Below are 26,507 nucleotides of genomic sequence, written 5' to 3'. Positions count from 1 at the left end.
GGCCTACTTCCCGGGGAGTACGCGTGATCACCACGCCGGGTGACGCGGCCGCCCGAGCGTGGCGTCTAGCGTGGCCGGTATGGACGAGCAGCGTGCGCGGGGCGCGTCGCCGCGGTGGTGGCGGCACGGGCGCGCCTGGTGGGACCGGTGGGACGGGCGTGAGCCGCCATGGCCCTGGCGGTCCACGGTCCTCGTGACCGCGTTCGTCCTGGTCGGGTCGAACTTCGCCGAGCACGGGCAGCAGGGCGAGCGGGCGGAGCTGGATCTCTTCGCGCGGGCGCTGCTGCTCGTGGCCGGCGGGCTGCTGCTGTGGCGGAAGCGGTATCCGGTGGCCGTGGTGTTCGGCACGGCGGCCGCCGTCATGGTCTATCTGGGGGCCGGGTATCCCTACGGGCCGGTGCTCTTCACCGTGGCCCTCGCCTGCTTCAGCGCGATCGTGGCCGGGCACCGCCGGGCGGCGTGGGCCGCGATGGGCATGCTCTGGGCCGGACACGTCCTGGTGGCGCACTGGCTCTTCCGGTGGCTGCCGCCGTCCGGTGACTCCGCCGCCTCCTGGGGTGAGGAGATCGTCGTCGCCACGTGGGTGGTGGCGATCGCGGCGGTGTCGGAGCTGTTCCGCGTCCGGCGCGAACAGTGGGCCAGGGAACGGGCCGAACGGGCCGAGGCCGCGCGGCGGCGGGCCGACGAGGAGCGGCTGCGGATCGCCCGGGAGCTGCACGACGTCCTCGCCCACAGCATCTCCGTCATCAACGTGCAGGCCGGGGTCGGCCTCGCGCTCCTCGACACCGACCCCGAGCAGGCCCGCACGGCCCTCACCACGATCAAGGACCAGAGCAAGGAGGCGCTCGGCGAGGTGCGCCAGGTGCTCGACACCCTGCGTACCCCCGGTGACGCGCCGCGCGCCCCCGCGCCGGGGCTCGACCGGCTGCCCGAACTGGTGGAGCAGGCCGGGAGCGCGGGCCTTACGGTGGACGTCCAGGGGGAGCCGCCGCGCCTCGCACCGGGCACCGACCTCGCCGCCTTCCGGATCGTCCAGGAGGCCCTGACCAACGTCGTCCGGCACTCGGGGTCGCGGCACGCGCGCGTGCACCTCGCGTCCGAGGCGGGCCTGCTGCGGCTGCGCGTGGATGACGACGGGCCCGCGACCGGGGACGACGCGGGCGGCAGCGGCAACGGACTCGCCGGGATGCGGGAGCGGGCCGCGGCCCTGGGTGGCACCATCGAAGCGGGCCCCCGCCCGGACGGAGGGTTCCGGGTACTCGCCGTGCTGCCGCTGACGGCATCCGGCGGCACGTCCCCCGGACCGACGCAGGAGGACCGTTGATCCGAGTGCTGCTGGCCGACGACCAGTCCCTGGTGAGGGCCGGGTTCCGGGCACTGCTCGACGCGCAGCCCGACATCGAGGTGGCCGGGGAGGCCGCCGACGGCGAGGAGGCCGTGCGCCGGATCCGCGAACTGCGCCCCGACGTCGTCCTGATGGACATCCGCATGCCCGCCCTCGACGGCCTCGCCGCGACCCGGCAGGTCACCGGCGACCCCGGCCTGAAGGACGTCAGGGTCGTCATGCTCACCACGTTCGAGCTCGACGAGTACGTCTTCGAGGCGATCCGCTCCGGCGCCTCGGGCTTCCTGGTCAAGGACACCGAGCCGGAGGAACTCCTGCGCGCCGTCCGGGCGGTGGTCGCGGGTGACGCCCTGCTGTCGCCGGGCGTGACGCGGCGGCTGATCTCCGAGTTCGCCTCCCGCTCCAAGGAACCGGCGGCGGCCGGCGCCCTGGCCCGGCTCACCGAGCGGGAGCGGGAGGTGATGGCGCTGGTCGGGATCGGCCTGTCCAACGAGGAGATCGCCCGCCGCCTGGTCGTCAGCCCGCTGACCGCGAAGACCCACGTCAGTCGCACCATGGTGAAGCTCGGCGCCCGCGACCGGGCCCAACTGGTCGTGCTCGCCTACGAGTCGGGGCTGGTACGGCCGGGCTGGCTGGGCTGATCCGCCGTCCGGAACCGGACCAGGACGCTGACGACCCGCGCGACGAAGAGGACCGGCGCGAGCACCGTGCCGGCGAGCAGCAGCAGGCGCTCGGCCGTGTCCGGCAGGCCGAAGAGCAGCGCGGGCCCGGCCACTGCCCCGAACACCACCGCAGCGGCGAAGGCCGCACTGCACAGCGCGTACCCGATCTCGACGGTGATCGCGTCGCGTTCACCCTGACTGCGCCGTCCCCCGTGACTGGTCATACGGCGAGTGAAACAGGGGTGCGCCCGGCGGGCAAGGCAGCCCGCCGGGCGCACGGTCGGAGGCGTCCCCCGGGTCGCGCTAGTCGCCCACGGCGACGCGCTCCGCCTCCTTGGGGGTGGACTTGGCGACGACGACGGAGGGCCCCGCGGACTTCCTCCCCCGGCTGGGCCGCAGGCCGGTGAGAGTGATCAGCAGGCCGGCGACGGCGATGCCCGTGGCGACCATGAACCCGGGCCGGTAGCTGTCCAGGACGGCCTGCGGAGTGGGGTCCGCGGGGGCGCCGGCGGTCACCACGGCCGTGACGACGGCCAGGAAGATCGCTCCGCCGACCTGGACGGAGGTGTTGAGCAGGCCGGAGACCATGCCCTGCTCGTGGTCGTCGACGCCGTTGGTGGCCTGGATGTTGAGAGACGGGAAGACCAGGGCGCAGGCGGCGCCGATCAGCAGCATGCTCGGCAGGATCACCGCGGCGTACACCGGGTCCAGGTCGACGCGCAGGAACAGCGCGTATCCGAGAACCATGAGCGCGAAGCCTCCCGCGATCAGCCGCTGGGTGCCGAACCGGTCGACGATCGTGCCCACCACCGTCGACGACACCGCCACCAGCGCGCCCGCGGGCAGGAAGGCGAGCGCCGTGTGCAGCGCCGACCACCCCAGCAGCGTCTGCATGTAGAGCGTCGCCAGGAACTGGAAGCCGACATACGAGCCGAAGAACGCCATCGCGCCGAGCTGGGCGCGGATCTGGCTGCCGGAGCGCAGCACGCCGAGCCGGATCAACGGTCCCGCCGAGCGCCGCTCCACCACGACGAACACCGTCAGCAGCGCGGCCACCGCGAGGAAGGACAGCAGGGTGCGGGCCGACGCCCAACCGACCCCCGGTGCCTGGACGACAGTGAAGACCAGCAGCAGCATCGAGGCGGTGCCGAGGACGGCGCCGGGGACGTCGTAGCCGTTGTGGTCCTTCTCCGGTTCGCTGCGCGGCAGCAGCTTCAGACCGGCGACGAGCGCGATCAGGGCGATGGGTGCGGGCAGCAGCATGGTCAGGCGCCAACTGGCCTCGGTGAGCAGGCCAGAGAGCACCAGGCCCATGGAGAAGCCGGTGGCCGCGCAGGTGGTGTAGATGGAGAGCGCCCGGTTGCGCAGCGGGCCTTCGGGAAACGTCGTGGTGATGATCGACAGGCCGGCGGGGGCCGTGAAGGCCGCGCTCAGGCCCTTGATGAAGCGACTGGCGATGAGCAGCGGTCCCGAGTCGACGAGCCCGCCGAGCAGCGAGGCGAGCGCGAAGACGCCCAGGGCCACCAGGAAGACCTGACGCCGGCCCAGCAGGTCGGCGGCGCGTCCGCCGAGCAGCAGCAGACCGCCGTAGCCCAGGATGTAGCCGCTGACGATCCATTGCAGCGCCGAGGTCGACAGGCCGAGGTCGGCGCCGATGGACGGCAGGGCGACGCCGACCATGGACACATCCAGGGCGTCCAGGAACATCGCGGCGCAGAGCACGAGCAGGGTGCCCCAGAGCCGTGGCGTCCAACGCCCTTCGGGCGTGGGGGAGATGAGCGGAGAGGTCATGCCAACGAACACTACATGCGTATGCATGAGATGCAAATGCATTTAATTCAGGTGCAACAATCTTGGTTCTCTGTTACGGTGCGGCGCATGGCTGAGCAGGCCGAGCAGGCGCTCGTGGAACAGTGGCGGGACATTCTGGCGCTGCACGCGCGGACCCAGTGCGAGCTCGACCGTGCGCTGCACGGCCACGGGCTGTGCGCCAGCGACTTCGAGGTGCTCGACGTCCTCGCCGGGTGCCGGACGCCGAAGGGCACGCCGGGAGCGCCGTCCTACCGCGTCCAGGAGATCTCCGAGCGGGTCCACCTGAGCCAGAGCGCGCTGTCACGGCTGATCGCCCGGCTGGAGAAGGAGGGCCTCGTCGAGCGCGGCATGTGCTCCGAGGACCGGCGCGGCGTGAAGGTCTGCCTCACGGCCAAGGGGCGCGCGCTGCACGGCGAGGTGCTTCCCGTGCAGCGCGCGGTACTGGCGAGGATGCTCACCGACGACTGACTGTGCGCCGGTGGCCGCTCAGATCGCCGACGCCTCCCGCCACAGCGTGGCGAGCGCTTGGTCGCCCGTGGCGCTCGGCAGGGGCGCCCGGTTCCATAGCGCCAGGTACAACTGCCCGGCCGGGGCGGACAGTTCGCACTCGGCCTCCCCGGACCCGTCCCGCGTGGTCACGGGCGGCTCCGGCGACAGCCGCAGCGTCCACACCGCGCCGGTGTCCTCGGTGCGGATCCGCAGGACGCGCGGCTCGGCGGTGCGTACCCGGCTCCTGGAACGGGCGTGGAAGCCGCGCAGCAGTTCGTCGATGCCGTCGGTCGCGAACCCGGGGGTGACGTCGGTCGAGGCGCCGCCGCGAGCGGACTCCGCGTCGACCCGGTGCACGGCCGTCTCGTGTGCCTGCCGCCGGGCCCAGAAGGCCAGTGGGGACGGCGCGGGCAGGAAGGCGAAGCACTCCACGTCGGGCGAGGCGCCGACCAGCGTGTCGACGAGCCGGCGGTGGCTGTCGCGGTACCAGGCGATGAGCTCCGCGCCGTCGAGGTCGGTGGGTTCGACCAGCGGGCGGCGCTCGGTGATCTGCTCGGCGACGTAGGCGGCGGCCCAGCGGTGCACGGCGCCCGTGTGCCGCAGCAGATCCCGCACCTGCCACTCGGGGCAGGTCGGCACCTTCGCTTCCGTCCCGGCCTCCTCGGCGGCCGCTGCCAGCAGCCGGCCCTCCGTCTCCAGTGCGTCAAGGAACTCGGCGGTCTCCATGGCGCCGAGTCTGCCGCATGAAGCGCTCTCGAAGCCCGGGGATTTCCGGCGGCCGCCCCGGGGCTATGGCAGCGGCGTCCCGCCCGTCGCATTGAGGATCTCGGCGGTGATGTACGACGCCTCCTGCGAGGCGAGGAAGACGTACGCCGGAGCCATCTCGGCGGGCTGTGCGGGCCGTCCGATGGGGGCCTGCTTGCCGAACGTCCGCGTGTCCGGCAGGGTCGCCGGGATCAACGGCGTCCACACCGGCCCCGGCGCCACCGCGTTGACGCGGATGCCCTTCTCGATCAGCATCTGCGCCAGCCCCTGGGTGAACGTGACGATCGCGCCCTTCGTCGTCGCGTAGTCCAGTAGATGCGGACTGGGCTTGTACGCCTGCACCGACGTGGAGTTGATGATGCTGCCGCCCTCCGGGATGTGCGGCAGGGCCAGCTTGCACAGCCAGAACATCCCGTACAGGTTAGTGCGCAGCACCCGGTCGAACTGCTCGGTGGTGATCGCCTCGATGCCGTCGGGCTGCGACATCTGGTACGCCGCGTTGTTCACGAGGATGTCGATCCGGCCGAACTCGTCCACGGCGCGGTCGATCAGCGCCCGGCAGTTCTCCTCCTCCCGTACGTCGCACGAAACGGGCACGGCACGCCGGCCGGCCTCCTCGACTAGCCGGGCCGTCTCGGCGGCGTCGTCCTTCTCGTCATCCAGATGGGTGAACAGCACGTCGGCACCCTCACGGGCGAACGCCAGGGCGACCGCGCGGCCGATCCCGGAGTCCCCGCCGGTGATCACGGCCTTGCGGCCGGCCAGCCGGCCACTGCCCCGGTAGGAGTCCTCACCGTGGTCCGGGGGCGGGTCCATCGGGCCGGTCCAGCCCGGGTGCGGCTGGTCCTGGGAGGGAAACTCCGGGGTCGGGTGCTGATCTGCGGGATGCTGCTGTTCGGTCACGGGTCTGCCTCCTCGTCCGCGGCGTACGGCCCGGTGATCACACCGGGCGTGGCCACGGGTACCCAGGATCACCGGCATCCCCCCTGGCAGTGCCGCTCCTCTCAGCCCCCGGCCGGCCGCCGCGCGGACGCCCCCACCAGGGCGCCGACGGCCGCCGCCACCGCCGCCAGGACCGCCACGCTGGTGAGTGCGGCCGGCAGGGAGAACCAGTCCGCCATGAAACCGATCGCGGGCGGGCCGAGGAGCATGCCCCCGTAGCCCAGGGTGGAGGCCGTGGCGACGCCGTCGGGGCCGGCGAGGGCCCCGGCCCGTTCCACGGCCACGGGGAAGAGGTTCGCGAGGCCGATGCCCGTGATCGCGTAGCCGAGGAGGGCCGCCCAGAGGGAGGGGGCGAGGGCGCCGACCAGCATGCCGGCCGCCGCGGTGGCGCCGCCGGCGACGACGGTCCGGGTCTGCCCCAGACGCTCCAGGAGCGACGTGCCGGACAGCCGCCCCACCGTCATGGCGAGTGCGAAGCAGGAGTAGCCCACGGCCGCGGCACCCGTCGAGGCGTGCAGGTCCTGTTCGAGGTGCAGTGCGCCCCAGTCGGCCAGCGCCCCCTCGCCGTACGCGGTGCACCCCGCGATGAGGCCGAAGACGATCACCAGCGCACGGGTGCGGCGGTCCAGGCGGCGCGGGGCTCCCTCGGGGGGAACGTTCCGCTCCGGGGGCGCCGGCGGCTCGTGCCGCAGGAGAGTGGGGGCCGCCGCCGCCGTGACGAGCAGGCCGACCAACGTGAGCAGCAGCAGGTGCCGCGTGGGGGAGAGGACCCCCGCGACCAGGGCGCCCAGCCCCGCTCCGACCATGCCGCCCAGGCTGAAGGCCGCGTGGAAGCTCGGCATGACCGGCCGTCGCAGCGCGGCCACGAGTTCCACGGCCGCACTGTTGAAGGCGACATTGATCCCGCCGTACGCGGCTCCGAAGAGCAGCAGGACGAGGCCCAGCGCGAGCGCCGAGTGGGTCAGCGGGGGCAGGGCGACGGAGAGGGAGAGCAGCACCGCGCAGACGACGGTGACCTGGTGGTTCCCGTAGCGGCGGCACAGGCGCCCGGTGAGGGTCATGGTGACGACGGCCCCGGCGGAGACGCCCAGCAGGGCGAGGCCGAGGGCACTGGCGGAGGCGCCGGTCTGCGCCTTGATGGCGGGGATGCGCACGACCCAGCCGGCGAAGACGAAGCCGTCGAGGGCGAAGAAGACGGTGAGGGCGATCCGGAGTCGGGTCAGGGAGCTGCTGTTGCCCGGCACGTCATTGTGCGTTCGGGTTTTGTTTATTTGCGGCACAAACTCAGGCTAGGTGGGTGCGGGGGCGAGGACAAGGTGCGACTCTGGGACGAGACCCATCGCTTAAGGAGCGGACACAGCCGCCGCAGGAGCGCAGGAGGGCACATGGGACGTGACGTGCCGGCCCTGGTGTTCACCCGGGAGGACCGCCGTCGGTACCGGGAGAAGATGCACACCGACCTCGAGGTGCTCGCCCGGATGCTCCACGAGTCGGGCTTCGAGAGCGAGCGCCCCCAGGTCGGCCTCGAGATCGAGCTCAACCTGGTGGACGACGCCGGGCTGCCCGTGATGCGCAACACCGACGTACTCCAGGCGATCGCCGACCCCGCCTGGTCCAGCGAGCTGGGCCGCTTCAACCTGGAGATCAACATCCCGCCCCGGCAACTCACGGCGGGCGGCCCCGGCTCCTGGGAGCAGGAGATCCGCGACGCCCTGAACCACGCCGAGGACGGCGCCGCCGCGGTGGGCGCGCACCTGATCATGGTCGGCATCCTGCCGACGCTGGGGGAGTCGCACGTCAGCGAGTCCGCGCTCTCCGGCGACCCCCGCTACCGGCTGCTCAACGAGCAGATCTTCGCGGCCCGGGGCGAGGACCTGCGGATCAGGGTCGACGGTGTGGAACGCCTGGCGACGTACGCCGACACGATCACGCCCGAGGCCGCCTGCACCAGCACCCAGTTCCATCTCCAGGTCGACCCGAAGGAGTTCCCGCACTACTGGAACGCGGCCCAGGCCGTCGCGGGCGTGCAGATCGCCCTCGCGGCGAACTCGCCCTTCCTGTTCGGCAAGGAGCTGTGGCGCGAGACCCGCATCCCCCTGTTCGAGCAGGCCACCGACACCCGCCCCGAGGAGATCAAGGCCCAGGGCGTACGGCCCCGGGTGTGGTTCGGCGAGCGCTGGATCACCAGCGTCTTCGACCTCTTCGAGGAGAACGTCCGCTACTTCCCGGCCTTGCTGCCGCTGTGCGAGGACGAGGACCCGCAGAAGGAGCTGGACAGCGGCGGCGTTCCCCAGCTGGGCGAGCTGACCCTGCACAACGGCACGATCTACCGCTGGAACCGCCCCATCTACGCCGTCACCGAGAGCGGCCCCCATCTGCGCATCGAGAACCGGGTGCTGCCCGCCGGCCCCACCGTGGCCGACATCATCGCCAACGGCGCCTTCTACTACGGACTGACCCGCGCCCTGGTCGACGAGGACCGGCCGGTGTGGACGCGGATGTCCTTCTCGGTCGCCGAGGAGAACCTGCACACCGCGGCCCGCGACGGCATCGACGCCCGCCTGTACTGGCCCGGCGTGGGCGAAGTGCCGGTCACGGAACTGGTGTTGCGGCGGCTGCTGCCCCTGGCCCACAGGGGTCTGGAGCTGACCGGCATGGACGCCGCGTGGCGCGAACCCCTGCTGGGCATCATCGAGCAGCGCTGCGTCACCGGCCGCAACGGCGCCCTGTGGCAGGTGGAGATGGTGCACCACCTGGAGAAGGCCGGCATCTCCGACCGGCGGGAGGCACTGCGGCAGATGACCAGGACCTACATGGACTACATGCACATGAACGCGCCCGCGCACACCTGGCCCGTGGACTGACCTCAGTCGGGCCGGCCGTGCCACTGCGCGGCAGCCGTCAGGGGTACGGGTGCGGGCACCTCGGCCGATGTCGTCAGCTCGATCCGCCGCCCCTCGGCCGCCGAACGCAGCAGAGCGGTCATCGCCTCCAGCACGTGCAGGGCGAGTTCGCCGCTCGCACGCGGCGCCCGCGCGCCGTCGGCGGTGAGGAAGTCGAGCAGGCCGACGCCGCGCGCGCCGTCCTCGTAACCCGCCGACGTCGCAACGGCGCGCCAGCGCGTGTCGCCGAGCGCGTGGAGGCGCACCTCCCCGTCGAAGCGGTTGGGGTCGGGGACCGAGAGGGTGCCGCTGTCGCCGTGCACCTCGATGGGCGCGGCCGTGGTGGCCACGCCGTCGAAGCTCGTCGTGAGCGTCGTCAGCGTCCCGTTCACGTGCTCCAGCACTCCGGTGACATGGCTGTCCACCTCGACCGGTATGCGCTCGCCGGCGCGCGGGCCGGATCCGATGACACGCTCGGCGCGCAGCCGCCCGGCGGCTCCGGTGACGGCACGCACCGGCCCCAGCAGATGGACCAGGGACGAGAGGTAGTACGGCCCCATGTCCAGCAGCGGACCGCCGCCGGCCGTGTAATAGAAGTCGGGGTGGGGATGCCAGCGTTCGTGGCCCGGGGTGACCATCACGGCCGAGGCGAACTGCGGGCGTCCGATGCTCCCGGCCTCCACGGCCGCCCGAGCGGTCTGAACTCCCGTGCCCAGCACGGTGTCCGGGGCACAGCCGACACCGGTGCCCGCCTTCGCGGCGGCCTCCAGCACGGCCCGGGCGTCCTCCAGGCCCGCGGCCAGGGGCTTCTCCCCGTACACGTTCTTGCCGTGCCGGATCGCCCCCAGGGCTATCTCCGCGTGGGCGGCCGGCGTGGTCAGGTTCAGGACCGTGTCCACGTCCGGGCTGCTCAGCAGCTCCTCGACCGCCAGGGCCCGGGCGCCGGGCAGTTCGGCGGCGGCCGCGGCCGACCGGGAGGCGTCGAGGTCGGCGACCGCGGTGACGCGTACGCCGGGACGTCCGAGAAGCGTGTCCAGGTACGCGCGGGAGATGACGCCGAGCCCTACGACCCCGACACGGTGCGCGTCGCCCACAGCATGCCCCTCTCGACGATGGTGCGGACCTGGGGGTTCTCCAGCACGTCGACGCTGTGCCCCGGCGTCGTCACCACGATCCGCCCGGCCCCCCAACGGCGGGTCCAGACCGCCGGTGAGGTGACCGGCCGGTGCCAGGGCTCCCACGGCCGGACGGGATGCGTGGTGGTGGCCAGGACGTCGATCAGGTCGTCGTGGAGCACCCAGTACTGCTCGGTGTCCAGGGCGAAGTCCTCGATGCCGGCCGTGATCGGGTGCTCGCGACCGGCATCGGTGACGTGGATGGTGTGGGGCAGGAAGTTGTCGTCCGCCGTACCCCGGCGCTCACACGGCTGCTTGCCGGGGTGGGTGGCGAACTGGCCGCCCACCAGGTGGAGATAGTCCGAGGAGGCGCGGAACGAGTCGGCGATGCCGCCGTGCCAGCCGGTGAAGCCGGTACCGGCCACGACCGCGGAGCTCAGCCCCGCCAGCTGGTCACGCGTGATCTCTGACATCGTCACGCACTGCACGACCAGGTCCGTGCCGGCCATCTCGGCGGCATCCGCGTAGATCTCGGTCGACTCCTCGACCCGGACCGTGTATCCGTTGTCGCGGAGGAAGGGCAGGAACAGTTCCGTGGCCTCGACCGGCTGATGTCCTTCCCAGCCGCCTCGGACCACCAGGGCTCTCTTCTGCGTCATCGTGATCTCACTATGCGCCGGTCGCCCGCGATCGGAAAAGAGGGCCGGACCTCACGAAAGTTTCGCGGTGGCGGCCCGCGCCGAGATCATCCAACAGGCCGCGGTGTAGCGGACTTCCGTGCCGTGCACGAACGGGTCGAAGGCGGGCCGGACCACCTCGACGACCTCATCCCGGGTGCGCTCGTCGGCATCCGGCAGCACCGTGCCGAGGGGGCCGAGCCGGGTGAAGTAGGTGACGAGATCCTTCTCGGGCAGGGTGCAGACCACGTCGACCGGCTCGATGTCGACGCCGGCCCAGCCGCTCTCCGTCAGGATGTGATGGACCCGCTCCGGGTCCGCGAAGGCGAACTGGCCCGGCTGGTCCGGCCGCCGGGCGGGAAGCTCCGGCAGGAAGGGGGCCGCGGCGCGTTCCGCCGTCGTCATGAACGGGTTCTCCTCGGGCCCCCGCCACACGACGCACCGCAGTCCGGCCCCGTCCTTCACCGTGCTGCGCAGATTGGCGAAGGCCCGCACGGGGTCGCTGAAGAACATGACGCCGAAGCGCGAGACGACGGCGTCGAAGGCGGCGGGTTCGAACGCGTACTCCTGCGCGTCGGCCAGGACGAAGGACGCCGGTACGCCCTCCTGCTCGGCACGCGCCCGGGCCTCCTCGATCATCGGGCCGGAGATGTCGACACCCACGCAGTGCCCGAGCCTGCGTGCGACGGCCCGGGTGACGCTGCCCGTGCCGCAGCCGACGTCCAGCACCCCGGCCGCGTGTTCGGCGGCCACGGCGTCCACGAGCAGCTCCTCGATCGGCCTGAACATCTCGTTCAGCACCCCCTGGAGATCCACCCAGGCGTGGCCGGCGGGCCCGTTCCAGCGGGCGGCCTGTTCGTCGTAGGACCTGCGTGAGGCATCCATCGTCGTATCTCCCTCTGCTTGTTTTCGCCGGGGCGGGATGACAGCGTTCTACTTCAAGTCGACTTGAGGTCAAGACAATGACAGACCTGGACATAGCAGAAGTGGCGCACCGCGCCGGAGTGCCCGCCTCGACGCTGCGCTTTTACGAGGAGAAGGGGCTGATCTCCTCGACCGGCCGGCGCGGCCTGCGCCGCCAGTACGACCCCGGGGTGCTGGAGCGGCTGGCGCTGATCGCGCTGGGGCGGACGGCCGGGTTCTCGCTCGACGAGATCGCGCAGATGTTCGCGCCGGACGGGCGGCCACGCATCGACCGGGACATGCTGTCGGCCAGGGCGGACGAACTCGACCGCACGATCCGCGAACTGGGCGTCCTGCGGGACTCCCTGCGGCACGCCGCCGCATGCCCCGCGCCGAGCCACCTGGAGTGCTCCACCTTCCGCCGCCTGATCGACGCCGCGGCGTCCGGCGGTGTCTCGGCGCCGGGAAGGCGGCCCCCCGAACGCCGTTGACGGCCACGCGCTCTCGGCCCGGGCGGTCACCGAACCATCGGCGCAAAAAACGTTCCACGCCCGGTCACGTTATACTTGCGGCGCCCGTGAGAGCCATCGTCGTGCCTGGTCGCGCGGCCGCAACAGCGAGGGGGTGGACGCCGTTCCGGCACGCCCCGCCCGCATCCAGGACGTCGCCGCGGCCGCCGGTGTCTCGGTGTCGACGGTGTCGAACGTGCTCAACCGGCCCGAGCGGGTCAACGCCCGGACCGCCGAGCGCGTCCGCAGCGCCGTGGCCGCGCTGGACTACGTCCCCCACCCGGGCGCCGCCGGTCTGCGCACCGGTCACTCCTCCGCGATCGGTCTGGTGCTGCCCGACGTCACCAACTCCTTCTACGCGCGCATCGCCCGGGGCGCCGCCGACGCGGCCTACGACCACGGCTACGCCCTGGTCCTCTGCCACAGCGGCGACGCCCCGGAGAGGGAACAGGGCTACTTCAACATGCTCGCCGGGCAGCGGGCCGTCGGAGTCGTCGTCGTCCCGCTCAGCGCCGACCCGGGCCGGCTGGCCCGGCTGCGCGAACGGGGCATCCCACTCGTCCTGGCCGACCGCGCGATGCCCGACCGGGAGGGCTGCTCGGCCTCCGTCGACGACATCGCGGGCGGCCGGATCGCCGTACAGCACCTCCTCGACAGCGGGGCCCGCGACATCCTCGTCGTCAACGGCGAGCGCGGGATACGCCAGTGCGCCGACCGCTACCAGGGCGCCCGGCAGGCCGTGCGCAGCCGCCGCGGGGCCCGGCTCGACCAGGTCGTCGCCGAGCGGATGACCGTCGCGTACGGCACGGAGATCGCCCGCGGGCTGAAGGACCTGCCCAACGGGGTGTTCTGCACCAACGACTTCCTCGCCGCCGGCCTGTGCCGGGGCCTGACCGACCGGGGCGTGCGCATCCCCGAGGACGTCCAGGTCGTCGGCTACGGCGACCTCGACGTCGCCACCTTCGGGGCGACGACCCTGACGACGGTCCGGCAGCCGGTCGAGGACCTGGGCCGGGCGGCCGTGGAGATGCTGCTCGACGAGATCGAGGCCCGGGCCGACCACCTCCACGAGACCCGCGTCTTCGCCCCCGGCCTCGTCCTGCGCGACTCCACCCGGCCGCCCTACGACGACTGACCCCCGACCGGGATCCGCAGCGTCACCGGCCCCCACAGTCCCGACGGCAGCTGGCACGGGAAAGCCCATTCGGTCGGCGTCGCCTCCGCGAGGTAGGGCGCCAGCGTGCCCCGGACCGTCACCTCCAGCCGAACGGTCCGCCCCGCGGTACCGGGCAACGGGAAGCGGTACGGCACACAGAACGCCTCACCGGCGAACTCCCCGTCGACCGACACCTCCACACTGCCCCGCACCCGCCCGAGATCCAGCACGGGATCGGGCCCGGGCGGCACCTCCACCACGCGCGTGTACGTCACGCCCCCGCTCCAGCCGGCCAGCCCCTGCTCGCGCCAGTCGCCCAGGGCCAGCGGCGCCGGCACGGTCCGCACCCGAACCGGCCCGTGCCAGGCGGAGCCACCCCGCAGCACCGCCGTGGGCTCGGTGACCACCTCGACCCGGGCAGGTGCCGCGAGCGGCTCACGAAGGGGTAACCGGTCGCAGGCCAAGGCCAGTTCCGCTCCTTGCCCGACCCGCACTCGCGCGGGCAGGGTCAACGGCAGCTCCAGCGACACCGTTCCCGCCGGCACCGTGAACCGGAAGCGCTGGGGCGACATCCGGACGCCGTCCGTGGTCCGCGACGGCCGTACCGCACCGCCAAGCAGCGGACGCCCGTTGAGCCATGCGGTGTCCGGCAGCGGGTGGGGGCGCACGGCGGCGTGACAGTGCTGCAACTCGCCGCGCCTGCGCGTGTCCTCGACGGTCCGGCCCCTCCAGGCGCCCGTCGAGGCCTCCCAACCGGCGCCACTGACCAGGGACGTCACCGCGGACCCGGAAGTCGCCACCAGATCCACGAACACGGCGTCCCGGACGTCGGAGGTGTCGGCCACGACCTCCAGCGTGTGCTCGCCCGCCCCCAGCTCCGGCTCATGGCGGAAGAACATCGGCACGGCGCCCCAGTCCGCCGCGTAGTACTCCACCTTCTCCTGCCGCGCCACCACCTCCCCGCCCACCAGCACGGTCACCGCCGAGGCGGCACCCACGACGAGCACCGTCCGCGCCTCACCGGCCGGCACCCACAGCCGTCCGCGATAGGAGACCCGGCCGTCGGGCCGGGCCGCGTCGGGCGGGCGCATGAACCGGGGCCGGGAGCCGAGCCCGCCCGGTTCGGAGAGGCAGAAGAAGCTGCCGAGCGGCGTGCCGGCGGCTGCCGAGATGGTGGAGGGCCGGTCCTGGGCGTCCGACAGCTCGTACTCCAGCACATTGAGGCCACGGGCCACGGTGACCGGGGCGGAGGCGAGGTAGCCGCCGGCGTACGAGCCCAGCGACTGCCCGTTCCACCACACCCGCTTGACCGCCTCCGCGCCGACGTGCAGCTCGGCGGGGCCCCGAAGACCGGTCTCCACGATCGCCCGGACCCGGGCGGCCTGGCCGCCGCAGGGCACGGGGACCCGTACGAACTCCTCGTTCACCAGCCCCTTGGTGCCCAGCAGGCCGCCCTGGTCCGGCAGGCCGCGGCTCGACGAGTACACCCCGGTCTCCCAGTCCGAGTCCGGCGGCACGAGGGGCAGTTCACCGGCCAGGACCCGCTCCGCGTCCGCGGTGTCCAGCGGTGCGGGCGCACGATCGGGAGACACCGGGGGCAGCACCCGGACCCGGTTGCCGTAGGTGACACGGATCCGCTCCCGGACCGAGCCCTCGGTCCACTCCATGGTCCAGATCTGCGGCTCCTCCACGGACGCTCCCGGGGGCAGCGCCAGATCGCCCCAGGTGTTGTCCATCGTGGGGACCAGCCGGCCGTGCCAGCCCGCCGAGACGTCGACCGTCCGGACCGCGGTCCTCCTCGCGGAGGGAGCCGGGACCGGTGCGGCACCGCTTTCCCGCCAGACGACCAGGACGGCGGGGGCGCCGTCCAGGGGCACCTCGATGGTCGACACGGCACCGTCGTCGGAGACCGTGACACGGGCGGGGTCGCGGGAGCCGGTCGCCGGGTTCCAGACCTCGGCCTCTGCCACGCACGCCCGGACGGTGACGGACGCATCGCGGGCGGGCTCGGGCGCGGTGCCGGGCGGGCGCAGTGGATGCGCGCCGATCTCCGGGAAGGCCGCCGTGACCAGGGCCACCGCCTCCTGCCCCTTGCGCCGGACGAGCAGTGGTACGTCGCCCGTCGCGTGCCCGGCCGCGTCGGCCACCGCCACGGCGGCGGCCTCGGGGCCGGGCGCCCGTTCCAGCCGGGGATGCGCCAGAAGGGCCGTCACCACCGAGTCGTCACCGGCCCGGCCCGCGGCAGTCCGGGGCGGACGGCCCACGACCACCACTCGCCCTCCCCTGTCGAGCAGTTCGGACAGCCGCCGTGCCGTCCCCTCCTCCAGCACGCTCGCCGAGGGCAGCAGGACCGCCTTGTACGCCAGGCTCCCGACCCGCAGGGTGCCGTCGGTGGCCTCGGCGCGCTGGACCGAGTCGTCGTCGACGACGTCGAAGGAGATCCCGTGCCGGTCCAGGGCACCGGCGTGCGGGGCGAGCCAGTTGTTGGTGCCGCACAGGTCCAGGTAGTGGCGCTGGGTCTGGTCGGCTTCGGCATGGCCGTCGCCCAGCCGCCCGTCGCCGAAGTGCCGGACCGGTGCGTCCAGCGGGATCAGCGCCTGCATGGTGGCGGTCGGATGCAGCACGGCCACATCGGCCGCGTAGCCGCCCCAGGACATGATCGAGCAGATCCGGGCCACGGCCCGGGAGAACGCCGGGTACTGCTTCCAGTAGGGCTGGCGCCAGTCGGTCGACGGCGGCGCCCACTCGAACCAGCCGCCTGCCGTGCCGAAGTAACTGGCATGCGGGTTGTACAGGTTGGCGCCGCTGCGCAGGAACGGCAGCAGCCAGTCGTAGGTGTCCTCCAGCGTGCCGCCCCAGCCGGAGGAGTGGAACGCCTCGATCCACACGCGCTCGTGGCCGTGGAGGTGGGCCATGGAGGAGTGCACCTTGGCGTCGCCGTGGTGGTCGCTGCCCGCGGCGCCGTACCAGCGGTGGGTGCGGAAGTAGTCGGTGTAGATCTGCGTGGACTGGGCCGGGTAGCCCGCTCGGGCGGGATGGCTCTGGTCGCTGCCCAGCAGCAGACCGCGCTCGCGGTGCCAGGCGGCGAGCGGCCGGAACAGGGCCTCCTCGGTCAGCTGCGCTCGGACCGCGTAGTAGTCGGAGCGGATCCTCCCCTCGGGCACCCCGGCGTCCGTGCCGAACAGGGCCGGCAGATGGTCGAGCAGATCGTAGCCGCGCCGTGCGCGGAACTCTTCGGCGAAACGGCGGCTCCAGGCGTTGGTGCCGGGCAGTTCGTCCTGGAAGCTGCCAGCGATGACGCCGCCGAGGTACTCCGGCACGCGGCGGTCGTACTCGTGGTGGACCGTGTCCATCAACAGGCCCACGGAGTGCGGGTCCAGGTAGTCGAACGCGGTGGGGACGGCGGTCACGAGCCGCACCTCGGTTCCGTCGGGTGAGGCCGTCCGCCCGTCCGCGTCGAGGTCGAGCCGCCGGCCCTGCCGGGAGTACGCGGCCAGCGGCGTCTCGGCATCCGTCAGGGCGACAGAACCCCGCACGACGCGGGCGTCACGGCAGCGCAGCGCCAGTCCGGCGGCCTCGGGATGACGCCGCGTCACACCGCCCTGCACATTGGCCCCGGAGAACCCGATCTGGTCGTAGAACCACAGCCGCGTGCCCAGCTCGGCGGCGATCTCGCAGGTGTCGGTGAAGCGCGCCCACCACTCCTCGCCGAACCACACCGGATCGTCGGCCCGGGCCCCGAACGTCGGGCCGGCCGGGGCCAGATTGATGACCACCAGGTTGTGGACCCCGCCCTCCGCGAACGCCCGCATCTGCCAGGCCAGTCGGTCGCGGGTCACCTTGGCCCCCGACCACCACCACAGGGGGGTGGGGCCGAAGTCGCGGGGCGGATCGTCGAACAGTCGCCGGAGCTCGGGGGAGATCACGGACTCGGTCCTTCCCCTGAAACGTTTTCAGGCCGTCTTCACCGTAGGCGAGCTGGGGCGGGCGGTCCATATCCCCGTACGGAACCCAGGATTTCGGCGTCATGTCGGCCATGCGTGCGCGACACCTTGTTGCAACGTTTTTCCCGCCCTATATTCGCAGCGACCAGGCCCCCGGAACCGCGATGTCACCAGACGACGGAGTCGCATCATGGCCGGTACCCGCCCCATCCCCCCACCGCTCTGGAAGGCCGCCGCCCTGTCGGGCATGGCCTCCTACCTCGACGCCGGGCTGATCGTGAGCATCTCCGTCAACCTGGCCATCTACCGCGACAGTTACGACATGGGCGTGTGGATGGCCGGGGCGATCAGCGCGATCGTCACCGGCTGCATCGCCGTCGGATCCCTCGTCGGCGGACGGCTCGCCGATCTCTTCGGCCGGCGCCGCGTCTACAACTGGGACATCTTCTGCTTCGCGATCGGCGCCCTCGTCATCACCCTCGCACCGGACGACATCACCCTGCTCGTCGGCGTCCTCGTCGCGGGGCTCGCGGCCGGCGCCGACCTGCCGACGTCATTGGCCGTGGTGTCGGACGCCGCGCCCGCCTGGGCCCGGGGGAGGCTGGTGGCGTTCACGCAGGTCATGTGGATGCTGGGCATCGCCGTCGCCATCTTCCTCGGCTTCGTCCTGTCCACCACGGGCATGACCGGGGCCCGGCTCATCACCGGGCAACTTGCCGTCGCCGCCTTGGTCACCTGGGCCCTGAGGTCCCGGCTGAAGCTGCCCGACGCGCTGTCGGAACCGGACACCGAGACCGCTGCGGAGAGTATCTCCCTGAAGAGCGTGTGGACCCGCGCCGCCGTGCTGCCGATGGCCGCGACCTTCGTCTTCTACGTAACCTGGGGCCTCGGGGCCAACACCTTCGGGCAGTTCGGCACCTATCTGCTCGTCACCGTCAGCGACGCCTCGCAGAGCCTCGCCACCGGGATCAACCTGGCCTTCATCCCCGTGGGCGTGCTGCTCACCCTCGCCTTCGTGCGCGTCGCCGACAGCCCCTGGCGCGACCGGCTGTTCCATGTGGCCGCGGTGGTGCAGATCCTCGCCTTCGTCATCGCGTCCCTGACGGCCGGCGCGCTCGTCGGCATGCTCGTCTTCTTCGTGCTCTACCAGCTCTCCCACCCCTTCGCCGGAGAGACCAACTACAAGGTCTGGTCGCAGCTCACACTGCCCGCCGACACCCGCGGCACCACCCAGGGCCTGACCTACGCCCTGTCCCGGGGCGTCTTCGCGGTCGCGGCGTTCTTCACCCCGGCCCTGGCCGACCACAGCCCGGCCGTCCTGCTCTGGACGATCACCGCCTGCATGACCGCGGCGGCGCTCGCGGGCGCGTTCATCATCCACGTCCTGGTCCCGCGCTCCGCGAACCCCGCGCGGGACGCGGCGGACCTGCGCGTCCCCAGCACCTGGCCCGCCGGCCTCTCCGACAAGGAGCACTGACCATGGCAACGACCGCGGACCGCACGGCCGTACGGAGCACCGCCGCCCTGCACGACCTGCTGCCCCCGGTCACCCGGCGCCGCACCCGGATCGGACTGGTCGCCGGCGGACTCGGCACGTACTGGCCCCAGTTCCCCGGCCTCCTCCCGCGGTTGAAGGAATCGGCCGCCCATGTCGCGGACCGCTTCCGGGAGATGGACGCCGAGGTGACCGACGCCGGGTTCGTCTCCGACGCCCGGGAAGGCGCCCGCGCCGCCGAGGAGTTGCGCAGGGCCGACTGCGACCTGATCGTGCTGTTCCTCACCACGTACCTCACCTCCTCGATGGTGCTGCCGATCGCACAGCGCTCGCACACCCCGGTCCTGGTCGTCGACCTCCAGCCGTCGCAGAGGATGGACCACGCGACCTTCGGCACGGGGGACTGGCTGGCCTACTGCGCCCAGTGCTCCGTCCCCGAGGTGGGCAACGTCTTCCGCCGTGCCGGCATCCCCTTCCGGTCGGTGTCGGGCTGGCTGCACCAGGAGTCCGCCTGGCGGCGCATCGAGCAGTGGATCCGGGCCGCCCGCATCCGGGCCGCGCTCCGGCACGCCCGGCACGGCCTCATGGGGCACGTCTACCCGGGCATGCTCGACGTGCAGACCGACCCGACCCTGCTCGCCACGACCTTCGGCTCGCACGTGGAGGTCCTGGAGTTCGACGACCTGCGGCACCGCGTGGACCAGGTGACGGAGGCGGAGACCAGGGAGCGGATGGCGCTCGCCCGGCAGCTGTTCACCCTCGACGAGAGCGTGGTGGAGGAGGACTTCGCCTGGGGCGCGACCGTGTCCGTCGCCCTGGACCGGCTGGTAGAGGACTTCGGTCTCGACAGCCTCGCCTATTACCACCGGGGGCTCGACGGCGAACTGCACGAGCGGCTCGCCGCCGGCATGATCCTCGGCGCCTCCCTGCTGACCGCCCGGGGCGTGCCCGCGGCCGGTGAGTACGAACTGCGCACGTCGGTCGCCCAGTTGGCCTCCCAGAGCGTCGGTGCCGGAGGCTCCTTCACCGAGATCCAGGCCCTCGACTTCGAGGACGGCGTCGTGGAGATGGGCCACGACGGCCCCGCCCACCTCGCGCTCGGCGCCCGCGACCCGCTGCTGCGCGGTCTCGGCGTCTACCACGGCAAGCGCGGCTGGGGCGTGAGCGTCGAGCTCGACGTCCGGCACGGCCCCGTCACCCTGCTCGGCCTCGGCCAGGACGCCGACGGCAGCCTGTCCTTCGTCACCTCCGAGGGCACCGTCGTACCGGGACCGCTGCTGGAGATCGGCAACACCACCAGCCGGGTCGGCTTCGGCCGCGACCCCGGCGAATGGGTCGACGCCTGGAGCGCCACGGGCGTCGGCCACCACTGGTCCCTCGCGGTCGGCCACCGCACGGCCGACTTCCGGGCGGCCGCGAGCCTGCTGGGCATCGACCACCGGCAGGTGTGACGGGCCGACCTGGGCGAGCCCGGTGTCGTCGAGGATGGGTGTCGTCCCCACCCGGATGTGGGTGCGGACACCGATGGTGACGGGCCCGGGGCCCGTGTGAGGCTGGCAGCACCGCCCGAGCCGCCCGCGCCGATTGTCATGGCCGCCGCCTCGGGACGCGCCGAGAGGCGCACGCCACCGCCCGTCACACCCCTGGAGGAGGAGCCCTTATCCATCCCCGCTCAGTGAAACGATCCGCCTGCGCGTCCACGAAGGTGGTGATCCGTGGGACACGCTGACAGCCTTCTCGCCATGGGCGGAGCCTTCCTGGCCGCCGCCCTCCTCGCCCGCCTCGGCGGCAGAATCGGCCTCCCCACGATCCCGCTGTTCATGCTCGCGGGCATCCTGCTCGGCCCTCACACCCCCGGTCCGGTCATCGTCCAGGACGCACACGACTTCGAGATGCTCTCCGCACTCGGACTGGTGCTGCTGCTGTTCTACCTCGGCCTGGGTTTCCCCTCGACGACCTCAGGAGCGGCGGCCGGCGGCTGCTGACAGCGGGCGGGATCTACCTGCTGTTCAACGTCGGCGCGGGCCTGGGATTCGGCTTCGCGCTGGGCTGGGGCGTCCGGGAGGCACTGGTCCTCGCCGGTGTCCTCGGGATCTCCTCGTCCGCCATCGTCACCAAGATCCTCATCGACCTGGGCCGCATCGGCCGCCCGGAGACGCGCCTCACCCTGGGCGTCATCGTGGTCGAGGACATCTTCCTCGCGCTGTACCTGGCCGCCCTCCAGCCCGTCATCAGCGGCGCCCAGGGCGTCGGCGACATGGTCCTGCAGGGCGCCAAGGCCTTCGGCTTCCTGCTGCTGCTGGCCGCGGCGGCCCGCTACGGCACCAAACCGGTCGGGCGGCTCATCGCGACCCGCGACAACGAACTGCTCGTCATCAGCTTCCTCGGCGCGGCCGTCCTGGTGGCGGGAGTCGCCGAGGTCCTCGGGGCCGCCGACGCCATCGGCGCGTTCATGGTCGGCCTGATCCTGGCCGGCACCCCCTCCGGCCCGCGCATCCGGGACCTGGTGCACCCGCTGCGTGACGCCTTCGTGGCCATCTTCTTCTTCGCCTTCGGCCTCTCCATCGACCCCGGCGACATCGTCTCCGTCGTCGGACCCGTCACCGCGGCGGCCGCGCTGACCCTCGTCATGAACGTCCTCGCCGGTCTCCTCGTCGCCCGGGTGTACTGCTACGGCATCGACCCCGCCGCCGAGATCGCCACCACCCTCGTGGCCCGCGGGGAGTCGCGCTGATCCTGGCCGCCATGGCCGCCGGCGCGGGACTCGACGCCCGGCTCGCCCCGTTCATCGCCGGGTACGTCCTCGTCCTCGCGGTCCTCGGACCCATCGCCGCCGGACGCGCGCACCTGCTCGCCCGCGCGCTGCGGGCCGGCCAGGAGCTCCTGCCCCGCCGCCGCACGTCCCCGGCGTACGACGTCGGTCCCGAGAGCGACGGCGCACCGTCCGCCCCGCAGCCCGCCGAGGCCGAACGGTAGCGGGCGGCGGCCGTCCCCGGGCGCGCTCAGGGTTCGATCAGCCCGACGCGGATGGCGTAGCGGGTCAGTTCCAGACGGTCCTTCAGACCGAGCTTCTGGAGCACGTTCGCCCGGTGCCGCTCCACCGTTTTGCGGCTGATGACCAGCAGCTCGGCGATCTGCTGCGAAGTGTGACTCTCGGCGACGAGCTTGAGGATCCCCTCCTCGCGGTCGGTGAGGGTCCGGGAGGACCCCGCGCCGCCCTCTCGGACCCCGTCGAGATGGTCGCGGATCAGCGCGTCGACGGCACCGGAGACCGTCCACACCCAGCGTGGGTGCCACCGGGCCCGTACCGCCATCCGTGACAGCGCCCATCCTCGGGCCGAACACACGCCGTCCGGAGCGGCGTTCATGGGGGGCGGCCACCGGGAAGGATGAGGGTGGGGCCCGATGGTGGAAGCCGCCGGAGGGGGGGAGAAGCTGAAGCCCTGGTGAGACAGCCGCGGCCGGGCGTTCCGCCCCATCGCAGGCCTGTCTCCCTCCGCACCGCACAGGGCCCGACACCCCAGGACTTGTCATGGCCTCGGCCGTGCCCTGCCTCAAAGCGCTCGGGTTCCGGAAGGAGAAGCCGTGCCCCAGTCCGAAGACCAGCGTCTGGTCGATCTCGAAGCACGACTCGAGCGGGAGGACCCCCGGTTCACCCGGGCCATGAGAACCGGTCGGCCGGCCCGGCCCCGCGAGTACCGGCGCACCGGTGCCTGGTGGGGGCTGGCACTCGGCGTCGTCGTGCTGGGCACCGGCATCGCCCTGGCCCAGGGGCTGCTCATCGCGGGCGGGCTCGTCCTCGTGGGCATGGCGGCGCAACTGGCCGATCCGGACCCGGCCCGTATGACGCACCGGGGGTTCGGGCGGCGCTGACGCGGGCGGTCCTCCGGGCCCTTCCGGAGGCGGCCCGGACAGCCCCGGTGTGCCGCCGTCAGGGTGTCGTCTTAACCCGTGTGCACGCCCCGGATGGTGGGACGGTCCGGCTCGTTTGACGGTGGTTCACGTCGAGGGCGGGTCTCGTGAGCTGGCGAGGCGTCAGCTGCCCGGCTCGCGACGAAAGGACTCACCGATGCGCTCTGCCCGCATGATGCTCGCGACGGCCACCGCCACGGCCGCCCTCGCGATCGCCGCACCCGCCGCCTACGCCGACGCGATGGGTGACAGTGACCACGACACCACTTCCTACAGCAAGGAGCACGGCAAGGAGCACGGCAAGGAGCACGGCAAGGAAGACGGGCAGGAGAAGGGCTGGGAGGGCAAGCACGACAAGCACCACAAGCCCCACGGCGGCATGCACACGGGTGGCGGAGCGCTGTCCGCGGTGACCGCTGACGACTGGGACTCCTCCGAGAAGGACAAGGGCGACTGGGGCGACAAGGGCGACGAAGAGGGCAAGGAGCACGGCAAGGAAGACGGGCAGGAGAAGGGCTGGGAGGGCAAGCACGACAAGCACCACAAGCCGCACGGCGGGATGCACACCGGCGGCGGGGCGCTGGCGTCCGTGAACTCGGACGACTGGGAGGGCTCCAAGTACGACCCGGGCACCTACAAGGACGACGAGGGCGACTGGGGCGGCAAGCAGGAAAAGGGCGGCTCCGGCGACAAGGGCGACTGGGGCGGCAAGGACGAAGGGGGCAAGCACGACAAGGGTTCCTGGGAGGGCAAGCACAAGAAGCCGCACGGCGGCATGCACACCGGCGGCGGCGGCCTGGCCTCCGCTCCGGGCGTGACCGCAGGTGGTCTGGCGGTGCTGGCGGTGGCCGGTACCGGTCTGTTCGCGCTGCGTCGCCAGCGGGCCTCGCAGGGCGCCGCGTGACCGGTGCCTGACATAGCGCCGTGGCCGCCGCACGCTCCTCGCGTCGCGGCGGCCCGGCCTGGGGGCTTCAGACGGAGCTCCGCGGTGCCGCGACGCCGGCACGTGCTGTCGCCCCACCGGGTGAAATGCCTGGTGGCTCAGCTACGAGACCTCCCGTCCGGCCCGCCGGGAACGCGCACCGGACGCCGCTCCCTCCTCCGCGGAGATCCGTCAGAAGCCCCCTGGTCCCCCCTCCCACGTGCCGTGCCCGCTGCCGTGCCTGAATGAGGTGGTCCTTGATGGCAGCCAGTCCCCCCACTCTTCCCGACCTCGGCCTCGGCCCCGCCCCGGCGAAGCGACGGTTCCGCCGCGTCGTGACGGTGCTCTGGGTGGTTGCCGCCCTCGTCCTGACCGTGAACCTGGTCGGCGGCCGCGGTGAATCGCCCGACTCCGCCGGCCCGCCGCACGCGCCGCCCGCCGTGGCCGCCGCCTCGGCCGGCCCCGATCTGCCCGACAGACCGTCGCCGTCCGCGGTGCCCGACCGGCCCGGCGCGTCCGGCCCCCATCTGCCGCGGTCCCGGCCGGTGCGTCTGCTCATTCCCAAGATCTCGGTCGACGCACCCTTCACCGCTCTCGCCATCAACGACTCCGGGCAGCTGGAGCCGCCACCGGCGGACGACACCAACCTCGTCGGCTGGTACGCCAAGGGCCACACGCCCGGGGAGGCCGGCACCGCGATCATCGCCGGGCACGTGGACACCGCGACCGCCCCGGCCGTGTTCGCCGGGCTCAACGCGCTGAAGAAGGGCGACCGGTTCCAGGTGGCCCGGGCCGACGGCAGCAAGGCGACGTTCGCCGTCGACGCCACGGAGTCGTTCGAGAAGGACGCCTTCCCCAGCGACCGCGTGTACGGCGACACCCCCAGGGCCCAGGTCCGGCTCATCACCTGCGCCGGCTCCTACGACCGTAAGGCCCGGGACTACACCGAGAACCTGGTCGTCTTCGCCCACCTCGTCTGACTTCCGGGGCCCCGGCCCGACTTGGTGTTTTACAGTGACACCCACCAGTTCAGGCGACTGTGGGACCTGTGAGGGATTCGCGAACCATGACGACCGAAACGTTTGAGTTCCAGGTAGAGGCGCGTCAGCTGCTCCAGCTGATGATCCACTCGGTCTACTCGAACAAGGATGTCTTCCTGAGGGAGCTCGTCTCCAACGCCTCCGACGCGCTCGACAAGCTGCGTCTGGAGAAGCTGCGGGACGACTCCCTCGACGCCGACGTGTCGGACCTGCACATCGAGCTCGACGTCGACAAGGAGGCCCGCACCCTCACCGTGCGGGACAACGGCATCGGCATGTCGTACGACGAGGTCGGCAAGCTCATCGGCACCATCGCCAACTCGGGGACCGCCGCGTTCCTGGAGGAGCTGAAGGAGGCCAAGGACGCGGCCGGGGCCGAGGGGCTCATCGGGCGGTTCGGAGTGGGCTTCTACTCCGGCTTCATGGCGGCGGACGAGGTGACGCTGGTGACCCGGCGCGCCGGCGAGGGCCAGGGAACCCGCTGGACGTCGCGCGGCGAGGCGACGTACACGCTGGAGAGGGTCGACGACGCGCCGCAGGGCACGTCCGTGACGCTCCACCTCAAGCCCGCCGACCCCGAGAACCAGCTGCACGACTACACCTCGGAGTGGACGCTCCGGGAGATCGTCAAGCGCTACTCGGACTTCATCACCTGGCCGATCCGGATGGTCCCGGAGGCGAAGGACGGCGAGGACGCGCCCGAGCCCGAGACGCTGAACTCGATGAAGGCCCTGTGGGCGCGCTCCCGCGACGAGGTGTCCGACGACGAGTACCACGAGCTGTACAAGCACATCAGCCACGACTGGCGCGAGCCCCTGGAGACGATCCGGCTCCAGGCCGAGGGCACCTTCGAGTACCAGGCCCTGCTCTTCGTCCCCTCGCACGCCCCGCACGACCTGTTCACACGGGACTTCAAGCGAGGCGTCCAGCTGTACGTGAAGCGCGTGTTCATCATGGACGACTGCGAGGCGCTGCTGCCGCCCTACCTCCGCTTCGTCAAGGGCGTCGTCGACGCCCAGGACCTCTCGCTCAACGTCTCCCGCGAGATCCTCCAGCAGGACCGGCACATCCGGATGATGCAGCGCCGGCTGACCAAGAAGGTGCTGTCCACGGTCAAGGAGATCAGGACCAAGGACGCCGAGCGCTACGCGACGTTCTGGCGCGAGTTCGGCACCGCCCTGAAGGAGGGCCTGGTCACCGACTCCGAGAACCGCGACGCCATCCTCGCCGTCTCCTCGTTCGCGACCACGCACTCCGCCGACGAGCCGACCACGCTCGCGCAGTACGTGGAGCGGATGAAGGACGGCCAGGACGACATCTGGTTCATCACCGGCGAGTCCCGGCAGAGCATCGAGAACTCCCCGCACATGGAGGCGTTCCGGGCCAAGGGCATCGAGGTCCTGCTGCTCACCGACGCCGTCGACGAGGTCTGGGTCGACGCCGTCGGCTCGTACGAGGGCAAGACGCTGCGATCCGTAGCCAAGGGCGAGATCGATCTCGACGCCGAGGACGAGGAGAAGGCCGGCGAGGAGCGGGAGAAGCAGGCCGAGGAGTACGCCGGGCTGCTCGGCTGGATGCGGGAGCGGCTCGACGAGGACATCAAGGAGGTCCGCCTCTCCACGCGGCTCACGGTCTCCCCGGCCTGCGTCGTCTCGGACGCGCACGACCTGACCCCGGCCCTGGAGAACATGTACCGGGCGATGGGCCAGGAGGTGCCGCGCACCAAGCGGATCCTGGAGCTCAACCCCGGCCACGCGCTGGTGAAGGGACTGCACCAGGCGTACCAGGCGAGCGAGGACCGTACGGAACTCGCCGAGTCCGCCGAGCTGCTGCACACCCTGGCGGTGCTCGCCGAGGGCGGTCAGCCCAAGGACCCGGCGCGCTTCGTCAAGCTCGTGGCGGACCGCCTGGAGCGCACGCTGTAGTCACGGGTCCGG

The 26,507-nt window shown here is 72.2% G+C and carries 21 protein-coding genes and 2 pseudogenes; 13 read left to right on the top strand and 10 right to left on the bottom strand.

Going from position 1 to position 26,507, the window contains the following annotated elements:
- Positions 1–79 precede the first annotated feature (79 nt).
- Both K4G64_RS02640 and K4G64_RS02635 read left to right on the top strand, forming a co-directional pair.
- Positions 80–1,324 (top strand): sensor histidine kinase, encoded by a 1,245-nt coding sequence (locus K4G64_RS02640; protein ID WP_221754390.1) that lies wholly within the window; start codon positions 80–82, stop codon positions 1,322–1,324.
- Positions 1,321–1,986, top strand: a complete 666-nt coding sequence (locus tag K4G64_RS02635; RefSeq protein WP_221754389.1) for a response regulator transcription factor — start codon at positions 1,321–1,323, stop codon at positions 1,984–1,986. The genes K4G64_RS02640 and K4G64_RS02635 overlap by 4 nt, the downstream gene beginning before the upstream one ends.
- Here K4G64_RS02635 and K4G64_RS02630 read toward each other — a convergent pair.
- Both K4G64_RS02630 and K4G64_RS02625 read right to left on the bottom strand, forming a co-directional pair.
- On the bottom strand, positions 1,947–2,231 hold the full coding sequence (locus tag K4G64_RS02630) for a DUF6332 family protein (RefSeq protein ID WP_221754388.1): 285 nt from the start codon (positions 2,229–2,231) through the stop codon (positions 1,947–1,949). The genes K4G64_RS02635 and K4G64_RS02630 overlap by 40 nt on opposite strands.
- 79 nt (positions 2,232–2,310) lie before the next feature.
- Positions 2,311–3,798, bottom strand: coding sequence for an MFS transporter (locus tag K4G64_RS02625; protein WP_221754387.1), 1,488 nt, complete (start codon positions 3,796–3,798; stop codon positions 2,311–2,313).
- An 87-nt stretch (positions 3,799–3,885) separates the two neighbouring features.
- Here K4G64_RS02625 and K4G64_RS02620 point away from each other — a divergent pair, with 87 nt between their 5' ends.
- Positions 3,886–4,287, top strand: a complete 402-nt coding sequence (locus K4G64_RS02620; RefSeq protein ID WP_221754386.1) for a MarR family winged helix-turn-helix transcriptional regulator — start codon at positions 3,886–3,888, stop codon at positions 4,285–4,287.
- 18 nt (positions 4,288–4,305) lie between these two features.
- Here the strand turns inward: K4G64_RS02620 and K4G64_RS02615 are convergent, their stop codons facing one another.
- The 3 genes from K4G64_RS02615 to K4G64_RS02605 all read right to left on the bottom strand — a co-directional run bounded on the left by K4G64_RS02615 (position 4,306) and on the right by K4G64_RS02605 (position 7,259).
- Positions 4,306–5,034 carry a maleylpyruvate isomerase family mycothiol-dependent enzyme gene (locus tag K4G64_RS02615; RefSeq protein WP_221754385.1) on the bottom strand — a complete coding sequence of 243 codons (729 nt, stop codon included), beginning with the start codon at positions 5,032–5,034 and terminating at the stop codon, positions 4,306–4,308.
- Positions 5,035–5,097: 63 nt separating this feature from the next.
- On the bottom strand, positions 5,098–5,976 hold the full coding sequence (locus K4G64_RS02610) for an SDR family oxidoreductase (RefSeq protein ID WP_221754384.1): 879 nt from the start codon (positions 5,974–5,976) through the stop codon (positions 5,098–5,100).
- 101 nt (positions 5,977–6,077) lie between these two features.
- A complete protein-coding gene (locus K4G64_RS02605) occupies positions 6,078–7,259 on the bottom strand; it encodes an MFS transporter (RefSeq protein ID WP_221754383.1) in 1,182 nt (393 codons plus the stop codon).
- 141 nt (positions 7,260–7,400) lie between these two features.
- On the opposite strand from K4G64_RS02605, the gene K4G64_RS02600 reads away from it, so the two are divergent.
- Positions 7,401–8,879, top strand: a complete 1,479-nt coding sequence (locus tag K4G64_RS02600) for a glutamate-cysteine ligase family protein (RefSeq protein ID WP_221754382.1) — start codon at positions 7,401–7,403, stop codon at positions 8,877–8,879.
- Positions 8,880–8,881: 2 nt separating this feature from the next.
- Here the strand turns inward: K4G64_RS02600 and K4G64_RS02595 are convergent, their stop codons facing one another.
- From K4G64_RS02595 to K4G64_RS02585, 3 genes are read right to left on the bottom strand one after another with little or no spacing between them, the layout of a single operon-like run.
- Complete coding sequence (locus K4G64_RS02595) at positions 8,882–9,991, bottom strand: Gfo/Idh/MocA family protein (protein WP_221754381.1); 1,110 nt, start codon at positions 9,989–9,991, stop codon at positions 8,882–8,884.
- Entirely contained in the window at positions 9,961–10,671 is a 711-nt protein-coding gene (locus tag K4G64_RS02590; protein WP_221754380.1) for a ThuA domain-containing protein, read from the bottom strand. The genes K4G64_RS02595 and K4G64_RS02590 overlap by 31 nt, the downstream gene beginning before the upstream one ends.
- Before the next feature lie 51 nt (positions 10,672–10,722).
- The gene (locus tag K4G64_RS02585; RefSeq protein ID WP_221754379.1) at positions 10,723–11,574 is read right to left on the bottom strand and encodes a class I SAM-dependent methyltransferase; all 852 of its coding nucleotides are present in this window, start codon (positions 11,572–11,574) and stop codon (positions 10,723–10,725) included.
- A 77-nt stretch (positions 11,575–11,651) separates the two neighbouring features.
- Here K4G64_RS02585 and K4G64_RS02580 point away from each other — a divergent pair, with 77 nt between their 5' ends.
- Positions 11,652–12,083: a helix-turn-helix domain-containing protein gene (locus tag K4G64_RS02580; protein ID WP_221754378.1), complete on the top strand. Its 432-nt coding sequence runs from the start codon at positions 11,652–11,654 to the stop codon at positions 12,081–12,083.
- A gap of 133 nt (positions 12,084–12,216) precedes the next feature.
- The gene (locus K4G64_RS02575) at positions 12,217–13,236 is read left to right on the top strand and encodes a LacI family DNA-binding transcriptional regulator (RefSeq protein ID WP_221754377.1); all 1,020 of its coding nucleotides are present in this window, start codon (positions 12,217–12,219) and stop codon (positions 13,234–13,236) included.
- Here K4G64_RS02575 and K4G64_RS02570 read toward each other — a convergent pair.
- Positions 13,224–17,183: a glycosyl hydrolase gene (locus K4G64_RS02570; protein WP_221754376.1), complete on the bottom strand. Its 3,960-nt coding sequence runs from the start codon at positions 17,181–17,183 to the stop codon at positions 13,224–13,226. The genes K4G64_RS02575 and K4G64_RS02570 overlap by 13 nt on opposite strands.
- A 208-nt stretch (positions 17,184–17,391) precedes the next feature.
- On the opposite strand from K4G64_RS02570, the gene K4G64_RS02565 reads away from it, so the two are divergent.
- From K4G64_RS02565 to K4G64_RS02555, 3 genes and pseudogenes are all read left to right on the top strand, one after another.
- Entirely contained in the window at positions 17,392–18,678 is a 1,287-nt protein-coding gene (locus K4G64_RS02565) for an MFS transporter (RefSeq protein ID WP_221754375.1), read from the top strand.
- 2 nt (positions 18,679–18,680) lie between these two features.
- Positions 18,681–20,147, top strand: coding sequence for an L-fucose/L-arabinose isomerase family protein (locus tag K4G64_RS02560; protein ID WP_221754374.1), 1,467 nt, complete (start codon positions 18,681–18,683; stop codon positions 20,145–20,147).
- Positions 20,148–20,438: 291 nt separating this feature from the next.
- A pseudogene (locus K4G64_RS02555) lies at positions 20,439–21,672 on the top strand (cation:proton antiporter).
- Positions 21,673–21,698: 26 nt separating this feature from the next.
- Here the strand turns inward: K4G64_RS02555 and K4G64_RS02550 are convergent.
- A pseudogene (locus tag K4G64_RS02550) lies at positions 21,699–21,962 on the bottom strand (LuxR C-terminal-related transcriptional regulator); the annotation flags it as partial.
- Positions 21,963–22,281: 319 nt separating this feature from the next.
- On the opposite strand from K4G64_RS02550, the gene K4G64_RS02545 reads away from it, so the two are divergent.
- From K4G64_RS02545 to htpG, 4 genes are all read left to right on the top strand, one after another.
- Entirely contained in the window at positions 22,282–22,569 is a 288-nt protein-coding gene (locus tag K4G64_RS02545) for a DUF3040 domain-containing protein (RefSeq protein ID WP_221754373.1), read from the top strand.
- Positions 22,570–22,765: 196 nt separating this feature from the next.
- On the top strand, positions 22,766–23,512 hold the full coding sequence (locus K4G64_RS02540; protein WP_221754372.1) for a hypothetical protein: 747 nt from the start codon (positions 22,766–22,768) through the stop codon (positions 23,510–23,512).
- A 278-nt stretch (positions 23,513–23,790) separates the two neighbouring features.
- The gene (locus tag K4G64_RS02535; protein WP_221754371.1) at positions 23,791–24,510 is read left to right on the top strand and encodes a class F sortase; all 720 of its coding nucleotides are present in this window, start codon (positions 23,791–23,793) and stop codon (positions 24,508–24,510) included.
- An 86-nt stretch (positions 24,511–24,596) separates the two neighbouring features.
- Positions 24,597–26,495, top strand: coding sequence for a molecular chaperone HtpG (htpG, locus tag K4G64_RS02530; protein WP_221754370.1), 1,899 nt, complete (start codon positions 24,597–24,599; stop codon positions 26,493–26,495).
- The last annotated feature ends 12 nt before the right edge of the window (positions 26,496–26,507 follow it).

It is taken from the genome of Streptomyces sp. WAC04114 (assembly GCF_019733245.1).
GTDB lineage: Bacteria > Actinomycetota > Actinomycetes > Streptomycetales > Streptomycetaceae > Streptomyces > Streptomyces massasporeus_A.
The sequence above is the reverse complement of the archived record's forward strand: the minus strand, read 5'-3'. Positions and strand labels throughout refer to the sequence as shown.

Bases quoted from the DNA above. Each gene is read 5' to 3' on its own strand.
- K4G64_RS02640 (WP_221754390.1), top strand. From the start codon at position 80: ATGGACGAGCAGCGTGCGCGGGGCGCGTCGCCGCGGTGGTGGCGGCAC.
- K4G64_RS02630 (WP_221754388.1), bottom strand. From the start codon at position 2,231: ATGACCAGTCACGGGGGACGGCGCAGTCAGGGTGAACGCGACGCGATC.
- K4G64_RS02625 (WP_221754387.1), bottom strand. From the start codon at position 3,798: ATGACCTCTCCGCTCATCTCCCCCACGCCCGAAGGGCGTTGGACGCCA.
- K4G64_RS02620 (WP_221754386.1), top strand. From the start codon at position 3,886: ATGGCTGAGCAGGCCGAGCAGGCGCTCGTGGAACAGTGGCGGGACATT.
- K4G64_RS02615 (WP_221754385.1), bottom strand. From the start codon at position 5,034: ATGGAGACCGCCGAGTTCCTTGACGCACTGGAGACGGAGGGCCGGCTG.
- K4G64_RS02600 (WP_221754382.1), top strand. From the start codon at position 7,401: ATGGGACGTGACGTGCCGGCCCTGGTGTTCACCCGGGAGGACCGCCGT.
- K4G64_RS02590 (WP_221754380.1), bottom strand. From the start codon at position 10,671: ATGACGCAGAAGAGAGCCCTGGTGGTCCGAGGCGGCTGGGAAGGACAT.
- K4G64_RS02585 (WP_221754379.1), bottom strand. From the start codon at position 11,574: ATGGATGCCTCACGCAGGTCCTACGACGAACAGGCCGCCCGCTGGAAC.
- K4G64_RS02580 (WP_221754378.1), top strand. From the start codon at position 11,652: ATGACAGACCTGGACATAGCAGAAGTGGCGCACCGCGCCGGAGTGCCC.
- K4G64_RS02565 (WP_221754375.1), top strand. From the start codon at position 17,392: ATGGCCGGTACCCGCCCCATCCCCCCACCGCTCTGGAAGGCCGCCGCC.
- K4G64_RS02560 (WP_221754374.1), top strand. From the start codon at position 18,681: ATGGCAACGACCGCGGACCGCACGGCCGTACGGAGCACCGCCGCCCTG.
- K4G64_RS02540 (WP_221754372.1), top strand. From the start codon at position 22,766: ATGCGCTCTGCCCGCATGATGCTCGCGACGGCCACCGCCACGGCCGCC.
- K4G64_RS02535 (WP_221754371.1), top strand. From the start codon at position 23,791: ATGGCAGCCAGTCCCCCCACTCTTCCCGACCTCGGCCTCGGCCCCGCC.
- htpG (WP_221754370.1), top strand. From the start codon at position 24,597: ATGACGACCGAAACGTTTGAGTTCCAGGTAGAGGCGCGTCAGCTGCTC.